This window comes from Neisseria gonorrhoeae (assembly GCF_013030075.1).
In the GTDB taxonomy this organism is placed as follows: Bacteria; Pseudomonadota; Gammaproteobacteria; order Burkholderiales; family Neisseriaceae; genus Neisseria; species Neisseria gonorrhoeae.
Genome location: NZ_AP023069.1, coordinates 237215 through 262069, shown reverse-complemented (window position 1 = coordinate 262069; position 24855 = coordinate 237215). Strand labels below are relative to the sequence as shown.

Annotated in this window: 19 protein-coding genes and 1 pseudogene; 7 read left to right on the top strand and 13 right to left on the bottom strand. The window is 52.7% G+C overall.

The genetic code is table 11. The features are described 5' to 3' along the window. Positions 1 to 2: 2 nt before the first annotated feature. Together secD and yajC are read right to left on the bottom strand one after the other, a co-directional pair. Positions 3 to 1856 carry a protein translocase subunit SecD gene (gene secD / locus HT085_RS01315; RefSeq protein WP_003687495.1) on the bottom strand — a complete coding sequence of 618 codons (1854 nt, stop codon included), beginning with the start codon at positions 1854 to 1856 and terminating at the stop codon, positions 3 to 5. 210 nt (positions 1857 to 2066) lie between these two features. Beyond that, positions 2067 to 2333, bottom strand: a complete 267-nt coding sequence (yajC, locus tag HT085_RS01310) for a preprotein translocase subunit YajC (RefSeq protein ID WP_003687494.1) — start codon at positions 2331 to 2333, stop codon at positions 2067 to 2069. A 130-nt stretch (positions 2334 to 2463) separates the two neighbouring features. Between yajC and HT085_RS01305 the strand changes: the two genes are divergently transcribed. Together HT085_RS01305 and HT085_RS01300 are read left to right on the top strand one after the other, a co-directional pair. Beyond that, positions 2464 to 3582 (top strand): histone deacetylase family protein, encoded by a 1119-nt coding sequence (locus HT085_RS01305; RefSeq protein WP_010359793.1) that lies wholly within the window; start codon positions 2464 to 2466, stop codon positions 3580 to 3582. Between the two features lie 143 nt (positions 3583 to 3725). Continuing rightward, a pseudogene (locus HT085_RS01300) lies at positions 3726 to 4055 on the top strand (transposase); the annotation flags it as partial. A 333-nt stretch (positions 4056 to 4388) separates the two neighbouring features. Here HT085_RS01300 and trpD read toward each other — a convergent pair. Both trpD and HT085_RS01290 read right to left on the bottom strand, forming a co-directional pair. Continuing rightward, a complete protein-coding gene (gene trpD, locus HT085_RS01295) occupies positions 4389 to 5417 on the bottom strand; it encodes an anthranilate phosphoribosyltransferase (protein ID WP_010358628.1) in 1029 nt (342 codons plus the stop codon). 63 nt (positions 5418 to 5480) lie between these two features. Then, positions 5481 to 6071, bottom strand: a complete 591-nt coding sequence (locus tag HT085_RS01290) for an aminodeoxychorismate/anthranilate synthase component II (RefSeq protein ID WP_003689643.1) — start codon at positions 6069 to 6071, stop codon at positions 5481 to 5483. A 410-nt stretch (positions 6072 to 6481) separates the two neighbouring features. On the opposite strand from HT085_RS01290, the gene znuD reads away from it, so the two are divergent. Then, a complete protein-coding gene (znuD, locus tag HT085_RS01285; protein WP_014580101.1) occupies positions 6482 to 8758 on the top strand; it encodes a TonB-dependent zinc receptor ZnuD in 2277 nt (758 codons plus the stop codon). 539 nt (positions 8759 to 9297) lie between these two features. Here the strand turns inward: znuD and HT085_RS01280 are convergent. Then, positions 9298 to 10077 carry a phosphatidylserine decarboxylase gene (locus HT085_RS01280; protein WP_003690682.1) on the bottom strand — a complete coding sequence of 260 codons (780 nt, stop codon included), beginning with the start codon at positions 10075 to 10077 and terminating at the stop codon, positions 9298 to 9300. 153 nt (positions 10078 to 10230) lie between these two features. Here HT085_RS01280 and uvrA point away from each other — a divergent pair, with 153 nt between their 5' ends. The 4 genes from uvrA to HT085_RS01260 all read left to right on the top strand — a co-directional run bounded on the left by uvrA (position 10231) and on the right by HT085_RS01260 (position 15372). Continuing rightward, complete coding sequence (gene uvrA / locus HT085_RS01275) at positions 10231 to 13080, top strand: excinuclease ABC subunit UvrA (protein ID WP_003690680.1); 2850 nt, start codon at positions 10231 to 10233, stop codon at positions 13078 to 13080. Positions 13081 to 13097: 17 nt separating this feature from the next. Next, positions 13098 to 13739 carry an Eco29kI family restriction endonuclease gene (locus tag HT085_RS01270; RefSeq protein WP_003689649.1) on the top strand — a complete coding sequence of 214 codons (642 nt, stop codon included), beginning with the start codon at positions 13098 to 13100 and terminating at the stop codon, positions 13737 to 13739. A gap of 3 nt (positions 13740 to 13742) precedes the next feature. Next, positions 13743 to 14876 (top strand): DNA cytosine methyltransferase, encoded by a 1134-nt coding sequence (locus HT085_RS01265; RefSeq protein WP_003689650.1) that lies wholly within the window; start codon positions 13743 to 13745, stop codon positions 14874 to 14876. A gap of 307 nt (positions 14877 to 15183) precedes the next feature. Then, the gene (locus tag HT085_RS01260) at positions 15184 to 15372 is read left to right on the top strand and encodes a transposase (RefSeq protein WP_014580099.1); all 189 of its coding nucleotides are present in this window, start codon (positions 15184 to 15186) and stop codon (positions 15370 to 15372) included. Here HT085_RS01260 and HT085_RS01255 read toward each other — a convergent pair. The 8 genes from HT085_RS01255 to HT085_RS01220 all read right to left on the bottom strand — a co-directional run bounded on the left by HT085_RS01255 (position 15369) and on the right by HT085_RS01220 (position 24762). After that, positions 15369 to 16022, bottom strand: a complete 654-nt coding sequence (locus tag HT085_RS01255) for an IS1595 family transposase (protein ID WP_171000407.1) — start codon at positions 16020 to 16022, stop codon at positions 15369 to 15371. The genes HT085_RS01260 and HT085_RS01255 overlap by 4 nt on opposite strands. A gap of 141 nt (positions 16023 to 16163) precedes the next feature. Next, entirely contained in the window at positions 16164 to 17798 is a 1635-nt protein-coding gene (locus tag HT085_RS01250) for a CTP synthase (protein WP_003689652.1), read from the bottom strand. A gap of 111 nt (positions 17799 to 17909) precedes the next feature. Then, a complete protein-coding gene (locus HT085_RS01245) occupies positions 17910 to 19580 on the bottom strand; it encodes an AMP-binding protein (RefSeq protein WP_003690674.1) in 1671 nt (556 codons plus the stop codon). A gap of 70 nt (positions 19581 to 19650) precedes the next feature. Further along, positions 19651 to 20754, bottom strand: coding sequence for a tRNA 2-thiouridine(34) synthase MnmA (gene mnmA, locus HT085_RS01240; RefSeq protein ID WP_025455769.1), 1104 nt, complete (start codon positions 20752 to 20754; stop codon positions 19651 to 19653). Between the two features lie 124 nt (positions 20755 to 20878). Next, positions 20879 to 21352, bottom strand: coding sequence for a copper chaperone PCu(A)C (locus HT085_RS01235; RefSeq protein ID WP_003689657.1), 474 nt, complete (start codon positions 21350 to 21352; stop codon positions 20879 to 20881). A 131-nt stretch (positions 21353 to 21483) separates the two neighbouring features. Beyond that, positions 21484 to 21867, bottom strand: a complete 384-nt coding sequence (locus HT085_RS01230; RefSeq protein ID WP_003689658.1) for a diacylglycerol kinase — start codon at positions 21865 to 21867, stop codon at positions 21484 to 21486. A gap of 158 nt (positions 21868 to 22025) precedes the next feature. Further along, complete coding sequence (gshB, locus tag HT085_RS01225; RefSeq protein WP_025455768.1) at positions 22026 to 22982, bottom strand: glutathione synthase; 957 nt, start codon at positions 22980 to 22982, stop codon at positions 22026 to 22028. A 91-nt stretch (positions 22983 to 23073) separates the two neighbouring features. Beyond that, positions 23074 to 24762, bottom strand: coding sequence for a glutamine--tRNA ligase/YqeY domain fusion protein (locus tag HT085_RS01220; protein ID WP_025455767.1), 1689 nt, complete (start codon positions 24760 to 24762; stop codon positions 23074 to 23076). Positions 24763 to 24855: the final 93 nt, after the last annotated feature.

Genomic DNA, 24855 nt, shown 5'->3' with positions numbered 1-24855 from the left:
GCTTACTCCTTACCTGCCGCAGTTTCGGCTTCAGGTTTCCATACCGCACCGATGGAAATATTCTGCAATTTGCGGCGGCGGCCGTACCACAGATTGACCAACGCACGGAATACGACGACGGACGAATACATCGAAGTCAGAATACCCAAGCAGTGTACGACGGCAAAACCTCTTACCGGTCCGGAACCGAATACCAAAAGCGCGATACCGGCAATCAGCGAAGTCAGGTTCGAATCAACAATGGTCGCCCATGCGTGTTGGAAACCGAGATTGATTGCCTGCTGCGGCGGCACGCCGGCACGCAATTCCTCTCGGATACGTTCGTTAATCAAGACGTTGGAGTCGATTGCCATACCCAAAGTCAACGCCAGCGCGGCCATACCCGGTAACGTCAACGTTGCCTGCATGGCAGACAAAATACCGATTAGGAACAGTATGTTGGCACTCAATGCAATAGTAGAAAAGAAACCCATCAGGCGGTAATAAACCACCATGAATGCAGCAACGATGGCAAAACCCCATAAAGTCGAATGGAAGCCTTTTTCGATGTTCTCCTTACCCAAAGACGGACCGATGGTACGTTCTTCGACAATCTGCATCGGTGCGGCAAGAGAACCGGCACGCAACAGCAAAGACGTATCGTTGGCTTCGGCTGTCGTCATGCTTCCGGAAATTTCCACGCGTCCGCCGGTAATGGCAGTACGGATAACCGGTGCGGTTACAACCTCGGATTTTCCTTGGTCGATCAAAACCATCGCCATGCGTTTGCCGACATTTGCGGCAGTCAGTTCGCCGAAAATGCTGCCGCCCGCGCTGTCCAAGCTCAGACTGACGGCAGGTGCGCCCATTTGGTCGAAACTCGGTTGCGCATCGTTGATGTTGTCGCCGGTCAGCTCGACCTGTTTGCTGATCAGCAGAGTTTCGGGATGCTCCCCGCCGCTTGAAAGCAGCTCATAACCGCTCGGCACGTTGCCTTCCAATGCCTCGCGCAACTTGGCAGGATCGTCCTCCACCATGCGGACTTCCAAAGTCGCGGTACGGCCGATGATGTCTTTTGCCTTGGCAGTATCTTGCACGCCGGGAAGCTGTACGACAATGCGGTCCAAACCTGACTGTTGGATAATCGGCTCTGCCACACCCAATTCGTTTACACGGTTATGCAGGGTAGTGATGTTTTGCTTCACCGCATCTGATCGTACTTTATTCACCGCCTCTTCCGAAAGCGCCAATACAATATTGCTGCCTTCTGAATTTAACGTTGCCTCAGGAAACAGCTTGAGTAACTGAGGCAGTGCCTTTTGCACATCGCCGGCATCCTGCAAAGGGACGGTCAGGCTGTTTTCAGCCTGACGCACCGTGCCGCTGCGGATTTTTTCACGGCGCAGTTCGCGGCGGATGTCGCCCGAATAACGCTCAAACGTTTTCTGCATCGCGGCTTTCATATCGACCTGCATGGTGAAATGCACGCCGCCGCGCAGGTCCAAACCCAAAAACATCGGATTGGCTTTGATTTTCGCCATCCATTCGGGGCTGTCCGCCAACAGGTTGAGCGCGGTAATATACCCTTCGCCCAAAGTGTTTTCGATAACGTCGCGCGCTTTAAGCTGCGTTTCTGTGTCTTTGAAACGCACTTTCAGTGAATTATCCACAACAAACATCCCGTCGGTCTGAATGCCCGCGTTTTTCAGCGCAGCATCCACTTTGGATTGAGTCTGTTCGTTGATGATGATGGCTTGTCGGTTGGTCGATACCTGCACGGCGGGCGTTTCGCCGAATAGGTTGGGCAGCGAATACACTGCGGCAACCGCAATCGTGAACACAATCAGCAGATATTTCCATAAAGGATAACGGTTCATCATTGTTCCTTAATGGTTGGAACCCCACCCTTTCGGTGGTGTCGGAATCGGGCTATTTCAGAAGAGGCAAAACCCCTCCCTGCCAGGCAAGACCGAAAGGCAGCATCTTGAATATGCCGCCCTGCGTGTCGGAACATGGTCAAGCCTTCGGTTGGAATTCAAAACAAAGTGCCGCATTCGGGCTTTCCCGATGCGGCTTGTCGGCACAAATCAATCGACTTTTGCGGCAATCGCATTGCGTTCCACTTCGACCTCGATTTTTGTACCCTGTCCGATATCCACGGTAAAAAACTGTTCGCCGACTCTGGTTACCTTACCCTTGAAACCTGCCGCCAAGACCACTTTGTCGCCGGCTTTCAAGGCGGCAAGCATTGCCTGATGCGCTTTGAATTTCTTTTGTTGGGGGCGCATGATCAGGAAGTAGAACACCACCATAATCAACACCAAAGGAGCAAATTGTGCAACAGCTTGATTCATAATTTATCCGTTCTTTCTAAATATGATTGAAAATCGAGCGGGGTATATAATAGCATAAGACCGTAAACAATATATCGGGTTTGCCGCCCATACCCAACCGTATGCCGTCTGCACCCCCTTTCCCGAACCCATGCCGCTGACCCGCCTGTTCCTGAAACTCTACGCCCTGTTGCGCCTTTTTTTGGGCAAAAACGCCCAGACCGCCTGGATTTTCCACCCCGCCTGCACCGGGCACGACCCCGGGGCAAACCATCCCGATTCGCCCGACCGCATCCTCTGCATCGAGCAGGCATTGCGCCGCGCCGGTATTTGGCAGCACCTCCAAACCGTAGAGGCGGAAGAAATCAGCGATACGCGCCTTGCACTTGTCCGCTCGAGCAAATATCTGAACCGTTTGGAATCTTGCCTACCCGAAGACGGCAAGATTTGCCGTTTGGACGACGACACCGTTATCAGCAAAAACTCCCTGTCCGCCGCCCGTTTTTCCGCCGGTTCGGCAGTTCAGGCAGTCGATATGGTCATGAAACGCAAAGCGTGGCACGCCTTTTGCGCCGCCCGCCCGCCGGAGCATCACGCGAAAAGCGGCAAAGCCGGCGGATTCTGCCTGCTGAACAACGTTGCCGCCGGCGTCATGCATGCCATTGCCGAATACCGCCTGAAACGCATTGCCGTCATCGATTTCGATGTCCACTACGGCGACGGTACGGCAGAAATATTCAAAGACGATCCGCGCATCCTGTTTTTCAACCTGTTTGAAACCGACCTTTTCCCCTTCCCCGAAAACAACGGTATGCCCGACGGCGGCAATATGGTGCACCTGCCCTTGCCGTCGGGAACGGGCAACCGCACATTCCGCGAAGCCGTCCGCAGACAGTGGCTGCCCCGGCTTGCCGCATTCAAACCCGAACTGGTGCTGCTGTCGGCAGGATTCGACGCACACCGTCTGGACGAATCGGGCAGGCTCAACCTGCACGAGGCGGATTTTGCCTGGCTGACACACAAAATCATTCAGACGGCATCCAGCTGCCCCGGCAAAATCGTATCCGTACTCGAAGGCGGCTACACCCTTGAACCTCTGGCACAATCTGCTGCCGAGCATATCCGCGTACTGGCGGGGCTGGGCAAATCCGATGCCGCAACCGCCTATCAGAAAACACTGAACCCAACAAAAAAACGGTTTGCCAAACCGAAAACCGGACAGGTGCGCCAACCTACCCAATCCGACCGTTACGATATAAATGCCGTCTGAAGCCGATTCGGTTTTCAGACGGCATCATTATTTGACCTGACGCAAACAGAAAGCCTTCCGCGTGCTTAAACACATCTCTTGAGACCTTTGCAAAAATCCCCAAAATCCCCTAAATTCCCACCAAGGCATTTAGGGGATTTCCCATGAACACCTTCTTCCGGCAAACCGCCCAAGCCATGACTGCCAAACACATCGGCCGCTTCCCGCTATCGGAGTTGGACCAGGTGATTGATTGGCAGCCGATCGAACAATACCTGATCCGTCAAAAAACCCGTTACCTCCGAGACCGCCGCGGCCGTCCCGCCCATCCCCTGTCGTCCATGTTCAAAGCCGTCCTGCCCGGACAATGGCACAGCCTCTCCGATCCCGAACTCGAACACAGCCTCATCACCCGCATCGGTTTCAACCTGTTTTGCCGTTTTGACGAACCGGGCATCCCCGGTTGCAGCACCTTATGCCGCTACCGTAAATTCCGCTATGCGCGGGCAGCCTATTTCGGGCTGCTCAAAGTGGGTGCGCAAAGCCACCTGAAGGCGATGTGTTTGAACCTGTTGAAAGCCGCCAACAGGCTAAGTGCGCCCGCTGCCGCCTAAAAGGCGGCCCGGATGCCTGATTATCGGGTATCCGGGGGGGATTAAGGGGATATTCGGGTAAAATTAGGAGGTATTTGGGGCGAAAACAGCCGAAAACCTGTGTTTGGGTTTCGGATGTCGAAGGAAGGGCTTTTTTGCAAAGGCCTCATGCCGTCTGAAACGCCAATTCCGCCGTTCAGACGGCATTTGTTGCTTTATATCAAGTTTGCCGGCTTAGGCGAATTGCCGTGTAAAACCGACAAACTCCTCTTTTTTCGCCTTCGCCCTACCTGAATCGATGCCTTCCCGTGCGGCAGATATGCCGTCTGAAAGCGAAGCAGCGATATTTCCGGCATATAAGGCGGCGGCGGTATTAAGCAATACGATATCGCGCGCCGCCCCTTCTTTCCCGTCCAGTACCTCGTTCATTTTCAACAAAGATTCCTGAGTATTGGCAACTTTGATTTCATCCAAATTGCGGCGGGTTTCGATACCGAAATCTTCTGGGCGGATGTCGTATTCGCTGATTTTTCCGTCTTTGAGTTCGGCAACGCGCGTTTTGCCCGTCAGTGTAATTTCATCCAAACCGCCCTCCCCGCAAACGACCAAAACGTGTTTTGAGCCGAGTTGTTGCAAGACCCGCGACAAAATGCCGCACAAATCGGTGTGGAACACGCCCAAAAGCTGGTTCGGCGCGCCCGCAGGATTGGTTAACGGACCCAATATGTTGAAAATGCTTCGGAAACCGAGCGAACGGCGCACCGGGGCGACATGGCGCATGGCACTGTGGTGATTGGGTGCGAACATAAACCCTATACCGGTCTGCCTGATACTTTGGGCAATCTGTTCGGGAGTCAGGTTGAGGTTTGCGCCCATTTGCTCCATCACGTCAGCCGCACCGCTGGAGGAAGAGACCGACCGGCCTCCGTGTTTGGCAACCTTTGCGCCTGCCGCTGCAGCAACAAACATCGAAGTCGTCGAAATATTGAAGGTTTTCGCGCCATCCCCGCCCGTACCGACGATATCGACCAGCCCGTCCGCATCCTCCAGCGGCACTTTTGACGCAAACTCGCACATCACGGCGGCGGCGGCGGTGATTTCGGAAACGGTTTCAACCTTGATACGCAAGCCGGTCAAAATCGCCGCAATTTGTTCGGGCGGCACTTTTCCGCTCATCATTTGGCGCATCAAGTCGGTCATTTCATCGTAAAACAACTCGTTATTGCTGATTAATCGTTCGATAGCCTGTTGCGGTGTAATCATTTTTTGTCCTCCGTTCAATATTCGGACGAAAATGCCGCCCGAAGGGCTTCAGACGGCATCACGTCAGATTTTTTGCGGTTTGAAGTTTTGAAATTCAACTAAAAAATTGTTCAACATATCATGTCCGCGTTCGGTCAAGAGGGCTTCGGGGTGGAACTGCACGCCCTCGACGGCATATTCCTTATGGCGCACGCCCATAATTTCGCCGTCTTCCGTCCACGCCGTGATTTCCAAGCAATCCGGCAGCGTGCCGCGTTCGATAACGAGGCTGTGATAACGCGTACAGGTAACCGGATTGGGCAAACCCTTAAACATACCCTTGCCCGAATGGGACACGGGCGACACCTTACCGTGCATCAAGGTTTTTGCCCGTACCACATCTCCACCGAACGCTTCGCCTATCGTCTGATGCCCGAGGCACACGCCCATAATCGGCAGCCGGCCGGCAAAATGGCGCATGGCTTCTACTGAAATACCCGCCTCCTTAGGGGAACACGGTCCGGGACCGATAACGAGATATTGCGGATTCAATGCCTCGATTTCCTCCAACGTAATATCATCGTTGCGGCGCACGGCGACTTCCTGCCCCAATTCTGCGAAATACTGGACGATGTTGTAAGTAAAACTGTCGTAATTGTCGATAAACAAAAGCATTTTGTGATTAACCTATTGATTTATAATTTGTTTATTATTAACTGCATTTCCGATACCCCCATCCATACCCCCTTATATCTTAGCGTGCCCGATGCGCCCTCGTGAATCTGGCGCAGAGCCTCGCGTTCTGACAAGTACGCCATTTTGCCACCTTTTCGACCGTTCGGGAACGTACCGTTTTTATGCCCTCATAAATTTTGGTTATCCGATAGCTAACATATAGCGGCGTTCGTGTTCACATCATTAACTTCCCTAAAATTAGGGTTAATACAAATTAACGCCATTAAATATCACAACCGTGTCATTTGAAAAACTTTTGCCTATGCCCTCTGAGTATTCTCAAAATCTTATGATATAAAAAATGCAATGTTATATAATAACAAACTTTTGAAATGCGACGAGAAGCCAAAATGGCACAAATCACACTCAAACCCATTGTTTTATCAATTCTTTTAATCAACACACCCCTCCTCGCCCAAGCGCATGAAACTGAGCAATCGGTGGGCTTGGAAACGGTCAGCGTCGTCGGCAAAAGCCGTCCGCGCGCGACTTCGGGGCTGCTGCACACTTCGACCGCCTCCGACAAAATCATCTCCGGCGATACTTTGCGCCAAAAAGCCGTCAACTTGGGCGACGCTTTGGACGGCGTACCGGGCATTCATGCCTCGCAATACGGCGGCGGCGCATCCGCTCCCGTTATTCGCGGTCAAACGGGCAGACGGATTAAAGTATTGAACCATCACGGCGAAACGGGCGATATGGCGGACTTTTCTCCCGATCACGCCATTATGGTAGATACCGCCTTGTCGCAACAGGTTGAAATCCTGCGCGGGCCGGTTACGCTCTTGTACAGCTCGGGCAATGTGGCGGGGCTGGTCGATGTTGCCGATGGAAAAATCCCCGAAAAAATGCCTGAAAACGGCGTATCGGGCGAAGCCGGATTGCGTTTGAGCAGCGGCAATTTAGAAAAACTGACATCCGCAGGCATCAATATCGGACTGGGCAAAAACTTCGTGCTGCATACCGAAGGCTTGTACCGCAAATCGGGCGATTACGCCGTACCGCGTTACCGCAATCTGAAACGCCTGCCCGACAGCCATGCCGATTCGCAAACGGGCAGCATCGGGCTGTCTTGGGTAGGCGAAAAAGGCTTTATCGGCGCAGCATACAGCGACCGTCGCGACCGCTACGGCCTGCCTGCCCACAGCCACGAATACGATGATTGCCACGCCGACATCATCTGGCAAAAGAGTTTGATCAACAAACGCTATTTGCAGCTTTATCCGCACTTGTTGACCGAAGAAGACATCGATTACGACAATCCGGGCTTGAGCTGCGGCTTCCACGACGGCGACGGTGCACACGCACACACCCACAACGGCAAACCGTGGATAGACCTGCGCAACAAACGCTACGAACTCCGCGCCGAATGGAAGCAGCCATTCCCCGGTTTTGAAGCCCTGCGCGTACATCTGAACCGCAATGACTACCACCACGACGAAAAAGCAGGCGATGCAGTAGAAAACTTCTTCAACAACAAAACACACAACGCCCGTATCGAGTTGCGCCACCAACCCATAGGCCGTCTGAAAGGCAGCTGGGGCGTGCAATATTTGGGACAAAAATCCAGCGCGCTTTCCGCCATTCCCGAAACCGTCCAACAACCGATGTTGATTGACAACAATGTCCGCCATTACAGCTTTTTCGGTGTAGAACAGGCAAATTGGGACAACTTCACGCTTGAAGGCGGCGTACGCGTGGAAAAACAAAAAGCCTCCATCCGGTACGACAAAGCATTGATTGATCGAGAAAACTACTACAACCAGCCCCTGCCCGACCTCGGCGCGCACCGCCAAACCGCCCGCTCGTTCGCACTTTCGGGCAACTGGTATTTCACGCCACACCACAAACTCAGCCTGACCGCCTCCCATCAGGAACGCCTGCCGTCAACGCAAGAACTGTACGCACACGGCAAGCACGTCGCCACCAACACCTTTGAAGTCGGCAACAAACACCTCAACAAAGAGCGTTCCAACAATATCGAACTCGCGCTGGGCTACGAAGGCGACCGCTGGCAATACAATCTGGCAGCCTACCGCAACCGATTCGGCAACTACATTTACGCCCAAACCTTAAACGACGGACGCGGCCCCAAATCCATCGAAGACGACAGCGAAATGAAGCTCGTGCGCTACAACCAATCCGGTGCCGACTTCTACGGCGCGGAAGGCGAAATCTACTTCAAACCGACACCGCGCTACCGCATCGGCGTTTCCGGCGACTATGTACGAGGCCGTCTGAAAAACCTGCCGTCCCTACCCGGCAGGGAAGATCCCTACGGCAAACGTCCCTTCATCGCGCAGGACGACCAAAACGCCCCCCGCATTCCGGCTGCGCGCCTCGGCTTCCACCTGAAAACCTCGCTAACCGACCGTATCGATGCCAATTTGGACTACTACCGCGTGTTCGCCCAAAACAAACTCGCCCGCTACGAAACGCGTACGCCCGGACACCATATGCTCAACCTCGGTGCAAACTACCGCCGCAATACGCGCTATGGCGAGTGGAATTGGTACGTCAAAGCCGACAACCTGCTCAACCAATCCGTTTACGCCCACAGCAGCTTCCTCTCTGATACGCCGCAAATGGGCCGCAGCTTTACCGGCGGCGTAAACGTGAAGTTTTAAAATCGGACAGGCAAACAAAAAAGGTTTTCAGACGGCATTCTGAAAACCTTTTTTTCTTTTTAATCAACTTGTTAGGAAATATGGCAAAGACAAGGAACAAACCACTGTGCCATCATTCCCATTTTCTTTGTTTCATCATTCTTGCTTTCACGCCGTCATTCTCGCAAAAGCAGAAAAATCAAAAGCAAAAACCCAAGATCCCATCATTCCCGCGCAGGCGGGAATCCAATTCATTCGGTTTCAGCCGTTTCCGATAAATCACCGTAACGTTAAGTTCCCGGATTCCCACTTTCGTGGGAATGACGGCGTAAAGGTTTCTGTTTTTTAAGTTTTAGGTAACTAATGAGTCGTCATTCCCGCGCAGGCGGGAATCCAATTCGTTCGGTTTCTGTTATTTCTGATAAATCACCGTAACGTTAAGTTCCCGGATTCCCATTTTCGTGAACATAACGGTGTGAACATTAGCAAAAATTCAAAAAACCAAACTTCCTCATTCGTGTGAATGATGGTACTGATATTTTCTATTTCAGTTCGCAAAATTAATCTTTCAACACATCTTGCACAGCCGCCTGAATCTTAGCCGCCGCCGCTTCGATTTGCTGCTGTTCGGCAGATGGGTTTGCCGCTGTTTCAACCGAAGCAGCTTGTGAAACAGGATCGGCTTGAGAATCAGTCAGCGGCAAACGCGCCAATACGGTTTTTACGCCGGTTACTTTATCACCAATCGCCACTTGCGCCTGCGCATCGACAGGCAGATACACATCCACGCGCGAACCGAAGCGGATAAAGCCATAGCGTTCGCCGCGGGACAGTTTCGCACCTGCTTGGGTGTAACACAAAATACGGCGTGCCACCAGACCGGCCACTTGAACAAAAGTAATTTCACGACCGGAAGCCGTAGTCGCCAAAACCGCGTTGCGTTCGTTTTCCGTGCTGGCTTTGTCCAAATCCGCATTCACGAATTTGCCTTTGTTATAGACCACTTTCGTTACCGTACAATCGGCAGGCGATTTTTGCGAATGCACGTTGAACACGTTCATAAAAATACTGATTTTCAAAGCATCGACATCACGATACGGATCGCGTGCGCGCTCGACCACCACGATACGGCCGTCAACCGGACTCAACACCGCTTCAGGATTTTGCGGAATTTCACGCGCAGGGTCGCGGAAAAACTGCAATGCAAATACGGTAAACACCCAAAACGGCAAAGACCACCAGCCGCAGCACATCGACACCAGCAGGCTCAAAGCCAAACCGCCGCCGATAATCGGCCAGCCCTCACGGGCGATAATCGGGTGGGGATAAAGACGGTTCATTTGTCATCCTTTTATTCAAATATATTAAATAGCGACATTATAACGGAATCCGCCGCGTTCCGCCGACAAATGCCGTCTGAACGCGGCTTCAGACGGCATCCGAGAAAGTGCTACAATATCGGTTTTCCTTTATTTTTTCAGGCGGCATCCATTATGTGCAACCATCATCCCCGACATTCGCACGACAACGACACCATCCGCATTCGCGGCGCGCGCACGCATAATTTGAAAAACATCGATTTGGACATTCCCCGCCACAAGCTCGTGGTGGTAACAGGATTGTCAGGCAGCGGCAAATCATCGCTGGCGTTTGATACTTTATATGCCGAAGGGCAGCGGCGTTATGTCGAGAGCCTGTCTGCCTATGCGCGGCAGTTTTTGCAGATGATGGACAAACCCGATGTCGATTTGATTGAAGGCCTGTCGCCTGCGATTTCCATCGAGCAGAAATCCACCAGCCACAATCCGCGTTCCACCGTCGGCACGGTAACGGAAATCCACGACTACCTGCGCCTTTTATACGCCCGTGTCGGCACGCCGTATTGCCCCGAACACAAGCTGCCGCTATCCAGCCAAACCGTATCTCAAATGGTCGATGCCGTATTAAAACTGCCGGAAGATACGCGCGTGATGATTCTGGGGCCGGCGGTGCGCGAGCGTAAGGGCGAGTTTGTCGATTTCTTTGCCGACTTGCAGGCGCAAGGCTTTGCCCGTGTGCGCGTGGACGGCGAAGTCTATCAGCTTGACGAAGTACCGAAGCTGGAAAAAAACATCAAACACAATATCGACGTCGTCATCGACCGCGTGAAAGTGAAAGCCGACATCAAACAACGACTGGCGGAAAGTTTTGAAACCGCGCTGCGCCACGGCAACGAGCGCGCGCTGGCGATGGAAATGGACAGCGGCGAAGAACATTGGTTTTCCGCGCGTTTTGCCTGCCCCGTATGCTCATACAGCCTGCCCGAATTGGAACCGCGCCTCTTTTCGTTCAACAACCCGATGGGTTCCTGCCCGACTTGCGACGGCTTGGGCAACACCAATTTCTTCGACCCCGAAAAAGTAGTCGCCCATCCCGAATTGTCGCTGGCAACCGGCGCGATTGACGGTTGGGACAAACGCAACCAATTCTATTTCCAAATGATTCAATCGCTGGCGCATCATTATAAATTTGATGTCAACGTCGCTTGGGAAACTTTGCCTGAAAAAGTCAAAAAAGTCGTGTTGCACGGCTCGGGCAAAGAAGTCATTGATTTCACCTACCTGTCCGAACGCGGCACCACCTTCAACCGCAGCCACGCCTTCGAGGGCATCATCCCCAATCTCGAACGCCGCTACCGCGAAACCGACAGCGAAACCGTGCGCGAAAAACTGCGCGAGTACCAAAATCACCGTGCCTGCCCGAGCTGCGGCGGCGCACGTTTGCGCAAAGAAGCACGCTACGTTTACGTCGGCGGCGAACCGTTGCACGAAGTCTCCGCCTGGCCGCTGACCAAAACCCACCGATTCTTCGAAACGCTGGATTTGGACGGCAACAAAAAACAGATCGCCGAAAAAATCCTCAAAGAAATCACCGAGCGGCTCGGCTTCTTGATTAACGTCGGGCTGGATTACCTGAATTTAAGCCGTTCCGCCGAAACCCTTTCCGGCGGCGAAGCCCAGCGCATCCGCCTCGCCAGCCAAATCGGCAGCGGCCTGACCGGCGTGATGTACGTTTTGGACGAACCCTCCATCGGCCTGCACCAGCGCGACAACGACCGCCTGCTCGCCACCCTCAAACGCCTGCGCGATTTGGGCAACAGCGTAATTGTGGTCGAACACGACGAAGACGCCATCCGCGAAGCCGATTTCGTCGTCGATATGGGCCCCGGCGCGGGCGAACACGGCGGCAACGTACTGATTGCCGACACACCCGAAAATGTCGCCAAATGCGAAAAATCCGTTACCGGACAATACCTCGGCGGCAAAAAATCCATTGCCGTGCCGTCTGAACGCACGCCCGTCAATCCCGACCGAATGCTCGTCCTCAAAGGTGCGCGCGGCAACAACCTCAAAAACGTCACCCTCGAGTTGCCGCTCGGTTTGATTACCTGCATCACCGGCGTATCCGGCAGCGGCAAATCCACCCTGATTAACGACACCCTCGCCAAAATCACCGCCCGCGAACTCAACCGCGCCCAAGAAGAACCCGCCCCATACGACGACATCCGCGGCCTCGAACACCTCGACAAAGTCATCAACGTCGACCAATCCCCCATCGGCCGCACCCCGCGCTCCAACCCCGCCACCTACACCGGCCTGTTTACCCCCATCCGCGAACTCTTCGCCGGCGTACCCCTCTCGCGCGAACGCGGCTACAACGTCGGCAGATTCTCCTTCAACGTCAAAGGCGGCCGCTGCGAAGCCTGCCAAGGCGACGGCGTAATCAAAGTCGAAATGCACTTCCTGCCCGACGTGTACGTCCCCTGCGAAGTCTGCCACGGCAAACGCTACAACCGCGAAACCCTCGAAATCCAATACAAAGGCAAAAACATCAGCCAAGTCCTCGACATGACGGTCGAAGAAGCCCGCGAATTTTTCGACGCCGTCCCCACCGTATCGCGCAAACTGCAAACCCTGATGGACGTAGGTCTCGGCTACATCCGCCTCGGCCAATCCGCCACCACCCTCTCCGGCGGCGAAGCCCAGCGCGTCAAACTCGCCTTGGAACTCTCCAAACGCGACACCGGCAGAACGCTCTACATCCTCGACGAACCCACCACCGGCCTGCACTTCGCCGACATCGCCCTGCTGCTGGAAGTCATAGGCCGTCTGAAAGGCAAAGGCAACTCGATTGTGATTATCGAGCATAATCTGGATGTAATTAAAACCGCGGATTGGATTGTGGACTTAGGGCCGGAAGGCGGCGATGGTGGGGGTAAGGTTATCGCGAAAGGTAGCCCTGAGGAAGTGGCGAAGGTTAAGGGGAGTTATACCGGGAAGTATTTGAAAGTGGTTTTGAAGTAAACGAACGGATATAGAAAATGAACAATAATTTTGACCGCAGCAAGCATATCTATCATAACGAAGCTTTTGTAGAACTGGTTAAAGATGCCATACGCTTTTTTCATGGTACGCCTGTTCATACACTTCCTCCACCCAAACAGTTCAAAGGTGCAGGGGTTTATGCGATTTACTATATCGGTAACAATCCTTTGTACAAACAATATGCGGACTGGAACAGATTATCCTACAATGCGCCAATTTATGTTGGCAAGGCCGTCCCCAAAGGCTGGCGGCAAGCAAGAAATTCTGATAATGCGCTAAACCAATCAACCGAACTGTTCCACCGGTTGAAAGAACACAGCAGGAGTATTGCCGCTGTTTCTGATTTAGATCCTTCCGATTTCATGTGCAGATTCGTTATCTTTGAAGGTGCCGGTTCTGACATGATAGGCACAATCGAAGCTGCCCTGATTAAATTACACAAACCTCTATGGAACTCTTGTGTCGATGGTTTCGGAAACCACGACCCCGGAAAAGGCCGTTACGAACAAGCCAAATCGGATTGGGATGTCCTTCATAGCGGGCGGGTTTGGGCAGATAGGCTAAACGGCATACCGAATAGCTATGAGTCCATACTTGAAAATATCAACACACATTTAGAGATAATAAAGAGAAAATAACCTATGAAGTCTTTGGAAATTTTTTCCGGCGCGGGCGGGTTGGCAAAAGGCCTTGAACTTGCAGGATTCCAACATGCATCTTTTATTGAACTCAATAAAGATGCATGCAATTCTTTAAGAAGCAACTTTAACCCCAAGCTTGTTTATCAGGGAGATGTGGCAGATTTTGATCTTTCCAGTCAAGAAGGCATAGAAGTCATTGCAGGCGGTCCTCCTTGCCAGCCCTTTTCATTGGGCGGGAAACACCTTGCCCATGAAGACAGAAGGGATATGTTTCCTCATGCGGTCAGATATGTGGAGTATTACCGCCCCAAAGCTTTTATCTTTGAGAATGTAAAAGGACTTTTAAGAAAATCATTCGCTGATTATTTTGAATATATCCTACTTCGGCTTACTTATCCGAATCTTGGTATTTTGCAGAATGAAGATTGGAAAGGCCATCTGACACGGCTGAAAGAAATTGAATTCAATTTATATAAAGGAATCAAATATAAGGTTTCATATCAATTGTTGAATGCAGCTGATTACGGAGTGCCGCAAAAACGCGAACGCGTGGTTATCGTAGGTATCCGGGCCGATTTGGATATTGATTGGAAATTCCCAAAAAGAACACATTCCGAAGACAGGTTGAATTGGGAAAAGTATGTAACGGGGGAATACTGGGAAAAACACAACGAACCCAAAAGATTCAATAAAGATATTGCTGAAAAGTTACAAAAAAAATACGGTATATTCGAACCAGAAAAAAAACCTTGGCAAACGGTAAGGGATACCTTGTCCGACATCCCGCATCCTTTGGGGAATCATAAAATTACAGGACATGAATATAGGGATGGCGCAAGAATTTATCCCGGACACACAGGAAGCGGGATAGACGAACCGTCCAAAACCATTAAAGCAGGTGGGCATGGCGTTCCCGGCGGAGAAAATATGATTCGTTATGATGATGGAACAGTCAGATACTTTACCAGCTATGAAGCAAAACTTCTTCAAACATTCCCTGAAGAATTTGTCATTTCTGGAGCTTGGGGAGAAGCAATGCGACAAATTGGCAATGCGGTTCCTGTCAAATTGTCGGAAATTTTAGGCAAACATCTGATGGGGGTGTTGTCGGAGAAAAGCAGCCTGCACAACTAACCCGCCCACTGCGTGTGTGCGGTACGCACGCGGTTGCTTGATTGACGGTTTGCCGTTTCAACTTTTAACTTCGTTGAAGCTAGTGCTTTCAGACGGCCTCCAATGTCGTTTGGAAACATCAGGTCCAACAAAGTTAAACCTTAAACAACAAACCATTCCTTCTCCAACACCCAAACCACAAACAAAAATCCTATGGCGCGTTATCGCAGAAACTTCATTGCCGGCGGCACATTCTTTTTCACCGTCAAACCCGCCGCCCCGAAATCGCGTCTGCTTGTCGGACATATCGGCTTCGCGTGCGGCTTATATGGATGTGCAAAAACAATATCCCTTTGAAACCGTCGCCGTATGCGTGCTGCCGAACCATATTCACGCCATTTGGACGCTGCCGCCCGACGATGCGGATTATTCCCTACTCCGGCGGCTGATTAAAACCAAATTCTCCGCATATTCCCCTCATACTAAAAACTTAGGGGCTGTACTAGATTATCCCTAAATTCCACACCGATCCCGCAGGATTTTTAGCTGCCGGGACGGTGTGCCGGAGTTAAGTCGAAATTCGCATTCCCTCAACAACGGCGGGAAAGGTTTACGATCGATTCCGTTGTATTTTCGCAAGGCGCGTTTTGCCTGATTCCAAAAGTTCCCAATGCCGTTAATGTGGTTCCGACGGTCTGCAAATTCCTTGGAACGGTTGATGCGGCAACGGATAAAACCGCCCGCGTCCGACTTGCCGCGGCTGCCCGGGCTATCGGCATAAACAATACCGTCCGGCATGATTTTCTTTTTGACGGCAGGGGGTAACGTTTCAGGCTCGGCATCGTCCGCGGCAACGGTATAGGCCCGCCCGTTGCGTTTCGGAATGCCGAAGACAACCGCTTTTCCTGCCGCGCCGCGACCGCGTCTGCCTTTACGCCGTCCGCCGAAACAGCTTGCGCCCGGCCCGGCGGGGCCCTCGAAAACCTCATCGGCAGCCAAGGCCAAACGATGGTTGGCAACCGTGCGGATTTTACGGTAAAACAGTGCCGCCGAATCGGGATGGATACCCAAAATATCGGCGGCAGAACGGGCGGTAACTTCCGGTACAAAAGAACGGAGCGGTTCTTTCTGTACTTCTTTCTTTAATTTGCAGTGTGTTATCTTCATATTTCGAGGGTAACATATCTGCTAATCTAGTACAGACCCAAATTAAATTGATGGCTTTTATGATCCCCGATTTGCGAAAATGCCGTCTGAAAGTCTTTGTCAGGCTTTCAGACGGCATTTTGATCATCAAGTAACGCTTTATCAGGCTTTTTTATTGTTCAACGCGGCTTTGACAAACGCGGTGAACAAAGGATGCCCTTTGCGCGGGTTGGACGTGAACTCGGGATGGAACTGGCAGGCGAAGAACCAAGGATGGTTCGGCAGTTCGATGGTTTCGACCAAGCGTTCGCGTCCGGCGGATACGCCGCCGATGACCAAACCTGCCTGTTCCAGCGCGGAAACGTAGTTGTTGTTGACTTCGTAGCGGTGGCGGTGGCGTTCGCGAATGTGTCCGCTGCCGTAGATTTTGACGGCGAGGCTGCCTGCTTTCAATTCGACTTCTTGCGCGCCCAAACGCATCGTGCCGCCCAAATCGGCGGATTCGTCACGGGTTTCGACGCTGCCGTCGGCGGTTTGCCATTCGTCAATCAGGGCGACGACGGGGGCAGCGCATTTCAAGTCAAACTCAGTGGAATTCGCACCTTTCAAACCTGCCACGTCGCGGGCGTATTCAATCAGCGCAATCTGCATACCGAGGCAGATGCCCAAGTATGGCACGTTGTTTTCACGGGCGTAGCGCACGGCGGCGATTTTGCCTTCCACGCCGCGCGAACCGAAGCCGCCGGGAACGAGGATGGCATCCATATCTTTGAGTACGGAAACGTCGCCCTTGTTTTTCTCGATGCTTTCGCTGTCAACGAAGGTAATCTGCACATCGGTTTCGGTATGGATGCCCGCGTGTTTCAAGGCTTCAATCAATGATTTGTAGGATTCGGTCAAATCAACGTATTTGCCGACCATCGCGATTTTGACGGTGTGTTTCGGGTTTTTGACGGCGTGGACGATTTTTTTCCACGCGGTCAAATCCGCCTGCTGCACGTTAAGCTGCAACTGCTCGGTAATGATGTTGTCGATGCCTTGGTCGTGCAGCATTTCGGGGCATTCGTAGATGCTGTCCACATCGTAGCTGCCGACAATCGCGCGCTCTTCCACGTTGCAGAACAAGGCGATTTTGCGGCGTTCGTCTGCCGGCATTTTCCTGTCCATACGGCAAATCAGGATGTCGGGTTGCAAGCCGATGCTCAACATTTCTTTCACGGTGTGCTGGGTCGGCTTGGTTTTGATTTCGCCTGCGGCGGCGATGTAGGGAACGTAGCTCAAGTGGGCGAACAGGGTGTTGTTGCGTCCCAACTGGCTTCGCATCTGGCGGATGGCTTCCAAAAACGGCAGCGATTCGATGTCGCCGACCGTACCGCCGATTTCGACAATCGCCACATCGTAACCCGCCGCGCCTTCGTGGATGCGGCGTTTGATTTCGTCGGTAATGTGCGGGATGACTTGAACCGTGCCGCCCAAATAGTCGCCCCGTCGTTCTTTGGCGATGACGTTTTCGTACACCTGACCCGTGCTGAAGCTGTTGCGGCGGGTCATCGTGGAATCGATGAAACGTTCGTAGTGTCCCAAGTCGAGGTCGGTTTCCGCGCCGTCGTCGGTTACGAACACTTCGCCGTGTTGGAACGGGCTCATCGTGCCGGGATCGACGTTGATATAAGGATCAAGCTTGAGCATGGTAACGTTCAAGCCGCGCGATTCGAGGATGGCGGCAATAGAAGCGGCGGCGATACCTTTACCCAGTGAGGAGACAACGCCGCCGGTTACGAAAATGAATTTGGTCATGATGGAATACCCGTATTGGAATGCGTGATTTTAACGTGAAGCGCGCGGTTCTTGCAAACGGACGGATGCCGTCTGAACGGTGGACGGCTGTTTTCAGACGGTATCTTTTCTTTATTTCCCGGCACTTTGGCGCAACTCGCGGCGCAGGATTTTGCCGACATTGGACTTGGGCAACTCGTCGCGGAATTCGATGTCTTTCGGCACTTTGTATGCGGTCAGACCGGTACGGCAGAAAGCGGTGAGTTCTTCTTTGGTCAAAGACGGGTCTTTTTTGACGACGAACACTTTGAGTGCCTCGCCGGTTTTTTCGTCGGGTACGCCGATACACGCAACTTCCATAACTTTTTCGTGGTGCGCGATGAATTCCTCGATTTCGTTCGGATAAACATTGAATCCGGAAACGACGACGAGGTCTTTTTTGCGATCGACCAGCTTCAGACGGCCTTTTTCGTCCATCACGGCAATATCGCCGGTTTCCAAAAAGCCGCACGCGTCTATGGCTTTGGCGGTTTCTTCGGGGCGGTTCCAGTAGCCTTGCATCACTTGCGGGCCTTTTACCCACAATTCGCCCGGCTGCCCAACGGGGACTTCTTTGCCGTTTGCGTCGCGCAGTTCGACTTCGGTGGACGGGACGGGCAAACCGATGCTGCCGCTGTATGATTCGATGTTTAAGGGGTTGCAGCACACGCCGGGGCTGGCTTCGGTCAAACCGTAGGCTTCGACGATGGGCGTGCCGGTGATTTTTTTCCATTTTTCGGCAACGGCTTTTTGGGTCGCCATACCGCCGCCCAAAGTCAGCCGCAATCCTGAAAAATCGACTTCGGCGAAATCGGGCCGGTTGACCATCGCGTTAAACAGCGTGTTCACGCCGATAAATACGTTAACCCGCTGCTTTTTCAGTTCGCCGATAAAGCCTTTCATATCGCGCGGGTTGGCAATCAGGACAATTTTCGAGCCGGCATTGGCAAAAATCATCAGATTCACTGTCAGGGCGAAGATGTGGTACAGCGGCAGGGCGGCGATAACGGTTTCTTTTCCCTCGCGCAATTGGTTTTTAATCCATTCTTTTGCCTGAAGCATATTGGCGCAGATGTTGCCGTGGCTCAGCACCGCGCCTCTGGCAACGCCTGTCGTGCCGCCCGTGTATTGCAACAATGCGGTATCTTCGCGGTTTAATGCGACAGGTTGGAAAACGTGCTTCGCCCCCTCTTTCAATGCCGTCTGAAAGGAAACGGTTTCCCGAATACGGTATTCGGGAACCATTTTCTTGATTTTTCGGATGATGAAATTGATCAGCGAACCTTTAAGCAGCCCGAACATTTCGCCGACGGAGGCGACGATGACGTGTTTGATCTGCGTGCGCGGCAGCACCAGCTCCAGCGTGTTGGCGAAATTTTCCAAAACGATGATGGCGGTCGCACCGCTGTCTTTCAGCTGATGCTCCAACTCGCGCGGCGTATAGAGCGGATTGGTGTTCACCGCCACCAAACCTGCCTGCAAAATACCGAAAAGGGCAATCGGATATTGCAATACGTTCGGCATCATAATGGCAACACGTTCGCCGCGCGGCAGCTTGAGGACGTTTTGCAGATAAGAGGCGAAATCGGTCGCCAGTTTGCCGGTTTCGGCATAAGTGAGCGTTTTGCCCATATTTTGAAAAGCGGGCAGACGGGCAAATTTTTCCACGCTTTGGCGGAATACGTCGCTGACGGAATTGTATTGCGTGATGTCGATTTCGGCACTGACGCCCTTCTCGTAGCTTTCTAACCAGATTTTTTCCATAGGTATCGGTCTTTAAAGTGGAATTGAGCGGAACAATGCCGTCTGAAAACCGTTTCAGACGGCATTACCTTTATCGCGTGATGATGACGGGTTTGTCGGTCGTTTGGATGATGCCGCCGCCCAAACAGATGTCGACGTCGTACAGCACGGCGGACTGACCCGGCGTAACCGCCCATTGCGGTTCGTCAAACACCAGCTCGGCGGTTTCATCATCCAAATAGCACAATTCGCAAGGCGCGTCCGCCATACGGTAACGCGTTTTGCAGGTATAGCGTCCTGCCTTCGGACGTTCGGGCAGCGTGAAACTCAAATCGTTCATCACAAGGCTGCGGGTATAGAGCAGCGGATGGTCGTGTCCTTGTACGACGATGAGTTCGTTTTTCGTCAAATCTTTAGCCGCAACAAACCACGGTTCGCCCGCGCCGCCGATGCCCAATCCTTTGCGCTGACCCAATGTGTAAAACATCAGCCCGACGTGTTCGCCGATGGTTTTCCCTTCGGGCGTCACCATTTTGCCGTTGTCGGTCGGCAAGTATTTCTGCAGAAACTCGCGGAACGGACGCTCGCCGATGAAACAGATGCCGGTACTGTCTTTTTTAGCGGCAGTCGGCAAATTAAATTCGGCGGCAAGGCGGCGCACTTCGGGTTTTTCCAAACCGCCCAACGGAAAAATCGCGCGTTCGAGTTGGAAAGGCTTGAGGCGGTAGAGAAAATAGCTTTGGTCTTTGTTTCGATCCAAACCTTTGAGCAGGTAATGCACGCCGTTGCGGACTTCTTTGCGCGCATAGTGTCCGGTGGCAATGGTATCCGCGCCCTGCCCTACGGCGTAGTCCAAAAAGCATTTGAATTTGATTTCGGCATTGCACAACACATCCGGATTCGGCGTGCGCCCCGCACTGTATTCCTGAAGAAAATAAGCAAAAACTTTGTCTTTATATTGCGCGGCGAAATTAACGATGTCGATGTCGATGCCGACAATATCGGCAACGGCGATGGCATCGAACGAATCCTGTTTGATGCTGCAATATTCGTCGTTGTCGTCGTTTTCCCAGTTCTGCATGAACACACCGCGCACTTGATAACCCTGCTGCTTGAGCAGGGCGGCGGTTACGGAAGAATCGACACCGCCGGAAAGCCCGACGATGATATTGGAAGTGTTTGATGTCGTATTCATACGCAGGATGGCTTGGAAACGGCGGTTTTTAAAGGCGGATTTTAACACATTTTAAAGGCGGGCATAAAAATGCCGTCTGAAAGCCCGGGCTTTTTCAGACGGCATTTCAAATATTTCCAGCAGATTAGTGCTGATGCGCTTCGCCGTGGTGATGACCGTGGTTCATTGCCGGCATCGGCGCGGTTTTGACTTCCAGTTGGACGGTTTGCGCTTTGGCGTTTTTAAATTTCAGGGTAACGGGAATCTTGTCGCCCTCTTTCAGTTGTTTTTTCAAACCCATAAACATCACGTGATAGCTGCCGGGTTTGAGTTCGGTAACGGATTTCGCCTCCAAAGGCACGCCGCCTTTGACTTCGCGCATACGCATCACGCCGTTGTCGTTGATGTGGGTATGCACTTCGACGCGGTCGGCAACGGGGCTGCTTCCGCCGAGCAAAAAGTCTTGTTTGGCTTCGTCGTTGTGGATTTTCATGAACGCGCCGCCCATTTTCATACCTTCGACAGTGGTGCGCGCCCAGCCGTCCTCGACATGGACTCCGGCGGCGGAAACCGCGCCTGCCAAACCTGCCATCATCACGGCTGCCAATAATTTTTTCATCTTCCTGCTCCTTTAATATCAGACGGGGAATGTGCTTAATCTTACATACAAATACTGCTCGGAAATTTGATGTAGATTAAGTGAATAATAAATACTAATCCTAAAGGATTACAAATCCTGCTGCAAGCGTTTTACCCGAACAGGGCGGACAGCCAAACCGCCGCCAACATCAGCATGGCAACCAGTTGTGCGGCAGAACCTGCATCTTTGGCGCGTTTGGCCAGCTCGTGTTTTTCGGTCGAAGTATGATCGACGGCGGCTTCGACGGCGGTGTTGAACAGTTCGACAATGACCGACACAAAAGACGCGATAATCAACGGCAGGCGGACGGCGGTTTCGGAAACCCAAAAAAATGCCGCGCACACCAGCAGCGCGTTCAGCCACAAAACCTGACGGAATGCCGCTTCGTAACGGTAGGCGGCGGCGATGCCGTCTATCGAATAGCCGAATGCGTTGATGACGCGCCTGATGCCGCTTTTGCCTTTTTTTTCTGCCGCGTAGGAGGAAGGTTCCATCGGTATCCTTTCAAAATGTCCTCAATATATGCCGTCTGAAAACGGGGCGGAGGGGTGTCCGTACGGCATTAAGCGCATCCCTGCCGGCCGAGGGAAAACCCTGCCTGCCCGAACAAACCAAGCGGTTACGAAGCAAAAGCCTTTCAGACGGCATCGGTTTAACGTACCAACCACGCGGCAACGGCATCGGCAAACATTGCCGCCACGTCGAAACTTTTTTGTTTCATAATTTCTTGGAATCCGGTCGGGCTGGTTACGTTGACTTCGGTCAGGTTGCTGCCGATAACGTCCAAACCGGCCAGCAGGATGCCGCTCCGTTTAAGCTCGGGAGCCAGAGTCTCTGCAATTTCCCGGTCGCGTCCGTCCAATTCCTGCGCCACACCGCGCCCGCCTGCCGCCAGATTGCCGCGTGTTTCGCCGTTTTGCGGGATACGCGCCAAAGCATAGGGGACGACTTTGCCGCCGATAATCAAGATGCGTTTGTCACCGTGTACGATTTCGGGAATGTAGCGTTGCGCCATAATGGTGCGGGAATCAAACCGCATCAGGGTTTCGAGGATGCTGCCGATGTTGGGGTCTTTTTCGGTCAGGCGGAAGATGCCCATGCCGCCCATGCCGTCGAGCGGTTTGACGATGATGTCGCCGTGTTCTTTCAAAAATGCGCGGACATCGGCGGAACGGGTCGTTACCAGCGTGGGCGCGGTAAAGCGGCTGAAATTCAAAATCGCCAGTTTTTCGTTAAAGTCGCGCATCGCCCGTCCGCTGTTGAACACTTTCGCGCCCTGCTGTTCCGCCAGCGTCAGTAATTGGGTGGAGTAAAGGTATTGCATATCGAACGGCGGATCGGTACGCATAATCACGGCATCAAATTCTTTTAATGCCGTCTGAACTTTGTCCGCCGCTTTAAACCATTCATGGTCATCATCGTTTTTTGCACCCGAAAATTCAAATGCCGATGCCTGTGCCGTTACCAAACCGCCGTTTACAGACAATTCCCCGCTCAAGGTATGAAACAGCCGCCAGCCGCGTTTTGCCATTTCCCGCATCATCGCGTAGGTGGTGTCTTTGTAGGTTTTGAAACTTGCCATCGGGTCGGCGATAAAGAGGACTTTCATCATATTTCCTTTCCGGTGTGCCGAATGTGCCGCATTTCGCGGGTAAAGGAGAAATGCCGCCCGAACAATATTCAGACGGCAAGGATGGGGTTTACTTAGGCTGCCAAGAATCTTTCAACGTCACCGTGCGGTTAAACACCGGCGTGTCTTTGCCGTGGTCTTGGCGGTCGGTCACAAAATAGCCGATGCGCTCGAACTGCCAACGGCTTTCCGCCGGCAAATCTTTCGCGGCAGGTTCGGCGTAAGCAGTGATTTCCTTAACGGATTCCGGATTGAGGAAATCGGTAAACGGCAGGTATTCGCCGTCTTCGCCGCGCACGGCACCGGGACGCTCGACGGTAAAGAGGCGGTCGTACAGACGGACTTTGATTTCGGCGGCGTGTTCGGCGGAAACCCAGTGAATCACGCCTTTAACTTTGCGGCCTTCTGGATTTTTGCCCAAGGTGTCGTGGTCGATGCTGCATTTGAGTTCAACCACATTGCCTGCTTCGTCTTTGACGACTTCACCGCACTTGATGACATAGCCGTGGCGCAAGCGTACTTCGCCGCCGGGAATCAGACGCTTGAAGCCTTTGGGCGGATTTTCGGCAAAGTCGTCGGCTTCGATGTAGATGGTTTGTGAAACAGGTACTTCGCGATCGCCCATTTCTTCGTGGTTCGGATGGAACGCGGCACGGCGGCTTTGGGTTTTGCCGGCTTGAAAGTTGGTCAGGGTCACTTTGAGCGGGTTCAAAACCGCCATCAGGCGCGGGGCGGAGTTTTCCAGCTCTTCGCGAATCGCACCCTCCAACACGCTCATGTCGACGATGTTTTCAGATTTGGAAATACCGGCGCGTTTGGCAAACAGGCGCACCCCTTCGGGCGTGTAGCCGCGGCGGCGCATACCGGAAATGGTCGGCATACGCGGATCATCCCAGCCGGAAACGTGTTTTTCCACAACCAACTGATTCAATTTCCGTTTGGAGGTAATGGTGTACAAAAGCTCCAAACGGGAAAACTCGTATTGGCGCGGACGGGTGGCGTGCGGCGCGGGGATGTTGTCCAACACCCAGTCGTAAAGCGGACGGTGCGCTTCAAATTCGAGCGTGCACAAGGAATGCGTGATGCCTTCGATGGCATCGGAAATGCAATGCGTGTAATCGTACATCGGGTAGATGCACCATTTGTCGCCGGTGTTGTGGTGATGGGCGCGGCGGATGCGGTAGATGACGGGATCGCGCATATTGATGTTGCCTGCCGCCATGTCGATTTTCAGGCGCAGGGTTTTGCTGCCGTCGGGGAACTCGCCGTTTTTCATACGCGTGAACAGGTCGAGGTTTTCTTCGATACTGCGGTCGCGGTAAGGGCTGTTTTTACCCGCTTCGGTCAGCGTACCGCGGTATTCTCGCATTTCTTCGGGCGTCAAATCATCGACATACGCTTTGCCGTCTTTGATTAAACCGACGGCGTAGTCATAAAGCCGGTCGAAATAGTCGGAAGCGAAACGCGGTTCGCCCGCCCAATGGAAACCGAGCCACTCGACGTCTTCTTTGATGGCGTTGACGTATTCGTCGTTTTCTTTTTCCGGGTTGGTGTCGTCGAAACGCAGGTTGCACAAACCGTCGTAAATATACGCCAAACCGAAGTTCAGGCAGATGGATTTGGCGTGTCCGATATGTAAATAGCCGTTGGGTTCGGGCGGAAAACGGGTTTGGACGGCTTCGTGTTTGCCGCTTTTGAGGTCGTCTTCGATGATGGTGCGGATGAAATGGTTGTCCGCGAATTGGTCTTTATTGAGCATGGTTTTCTTTAAACAGATGGCTTCAGACGGCATTGGGGAGGTTCCGTATGCCGTCTGAAGCGGTTTGATGATGTGTTTATTGTACCCGACTTG

Bases quoted from the DNA above. Each gene is read 5' to 3' on its own strand.
- HT085_RS01250 (WP_003689652.1), bottom strand. From the start codon at position 17,798: ATGACCAAATTCATTTTCGTAACCGGCGGCGTTGTCTCCTCACTGGGT.
- HT085_RS01255 (WP_171000407.1), bottom strand. From the start codon at position 16,022: ATGAAGATAACACACTGCAAATTAAAGAAAGAAGTACAGAAAGAACCG.
- HT085_RS01305 (WP_010359793.1), top strand. From the start codon at position 2,464: ATGCCGCTGACCCGCCTGTTCCTGAAACTCTACGCCCTGTTGCGCCTT.
- HT085_RS01230 (WP_003689658.1), bottom strand. From the start codon at position 21,867: ATGGAACCTTCCTCCTACGCGGCAGAAAAAAAAGGCAAAAGCGGCATC.
- HT085_RS01290 (WP_003689643.1), bottom strand. From the start codon at position 6,071: ATGCTTTTGTTTATCGACAATTACGACAGTTTTACTTACAACATCGTC.
- znuD (WP_014580101.1), top strand. From the start codon at position 6,482: ATGGCACAAATCACACTCAAACCCATTGTTTTATCAATTCTTTTAATC.
- HT085_RS01235 (WP_003689657.1), bottom strand. From the start codon at position 21,352: ATGAAAAAATTATTGGCAGCCGTGATGATGGCAGGTTTGGCAGGCGCG.
- uvrA (WP_003690680.1), top strand. From the start codon at position 10,231: ATGTGCAACCATCATCCCCGACATTCGCACGACAACGACACCATCCGC.
- HT085_RS01280 (WP_003690682.1), bottom strand. From the start codon at position 10,077: ATGAACCGTCTTTATCCCCACCCGATTATCGCCCGTGAGGGCTGGCCG.
- HT085_RS01260 (WP_014580099.1), top strand. From the start codon at position 15,184: ATGGATGTGCAAAAACAATATCCCTTTGAAACCGTCGCCGTATGCGTG.
- HT085_RS01265 (WP_003689650.1), top strand. From the start codon at position 13,743: ATGAAGTCTTTGGAAATTTTTTCCGGCGCGGGCGGGTTGGCAAAAGGC.
- secD (WP_003687495.1), bottom strand. From the start codon at position 1,856: ATGAACCGTTATCCTTTATGGAAATATCTGCTGATTGTGTTCACGATT.
- gshB (WP_025455768.1), bottom strand. From the start codon at position 22,982: ATGAAAGTCCTCTTTATCGCCGACCCGATGGCAAGTTTCAAAACCTAC.
- yajC (WP_003687494.1), bottom strand. From the start codon at position 2,333: ATGAATCAAGCTGTTGCACAATTTGCTCCTTTGGTGTTGATTATGGTG.
- mnmA (WP_025455769.1), bottom strand. From the start codon at position 20,754: ATGAATACGACATCAAACACTTCCAATATCATCGTCGGGCTTTCCGGC.
- trpD (WP_010358628.1), bottom strand. From the start codon at position 5,417: ATGATTACACCGCAACAGGCTATCGAACGATTAATCAGCAATAACGAG.
- HT085_RS01220 (WP_025455767.1), bottom strand. From the start codon at position 24,762: ATGCTCAATAAAGACCAATTCGCGGACAACCATTTCATCCGCACCATC.
- HT085_RS01270 (WP_003689649.1), top strand. From the start codon at position 13,098: ATGAACAATAATTTTGACCGCAGCAAGCATATCTATCATAACGAAGCT.
- HT085_RS01245 (WP_003690674.1), bottom strand. From the start codon at position 19,580: ATGGAAAAAATCTGGTTAGAAAGCTACGAGAAGGGCGTCAGTGCCGAA.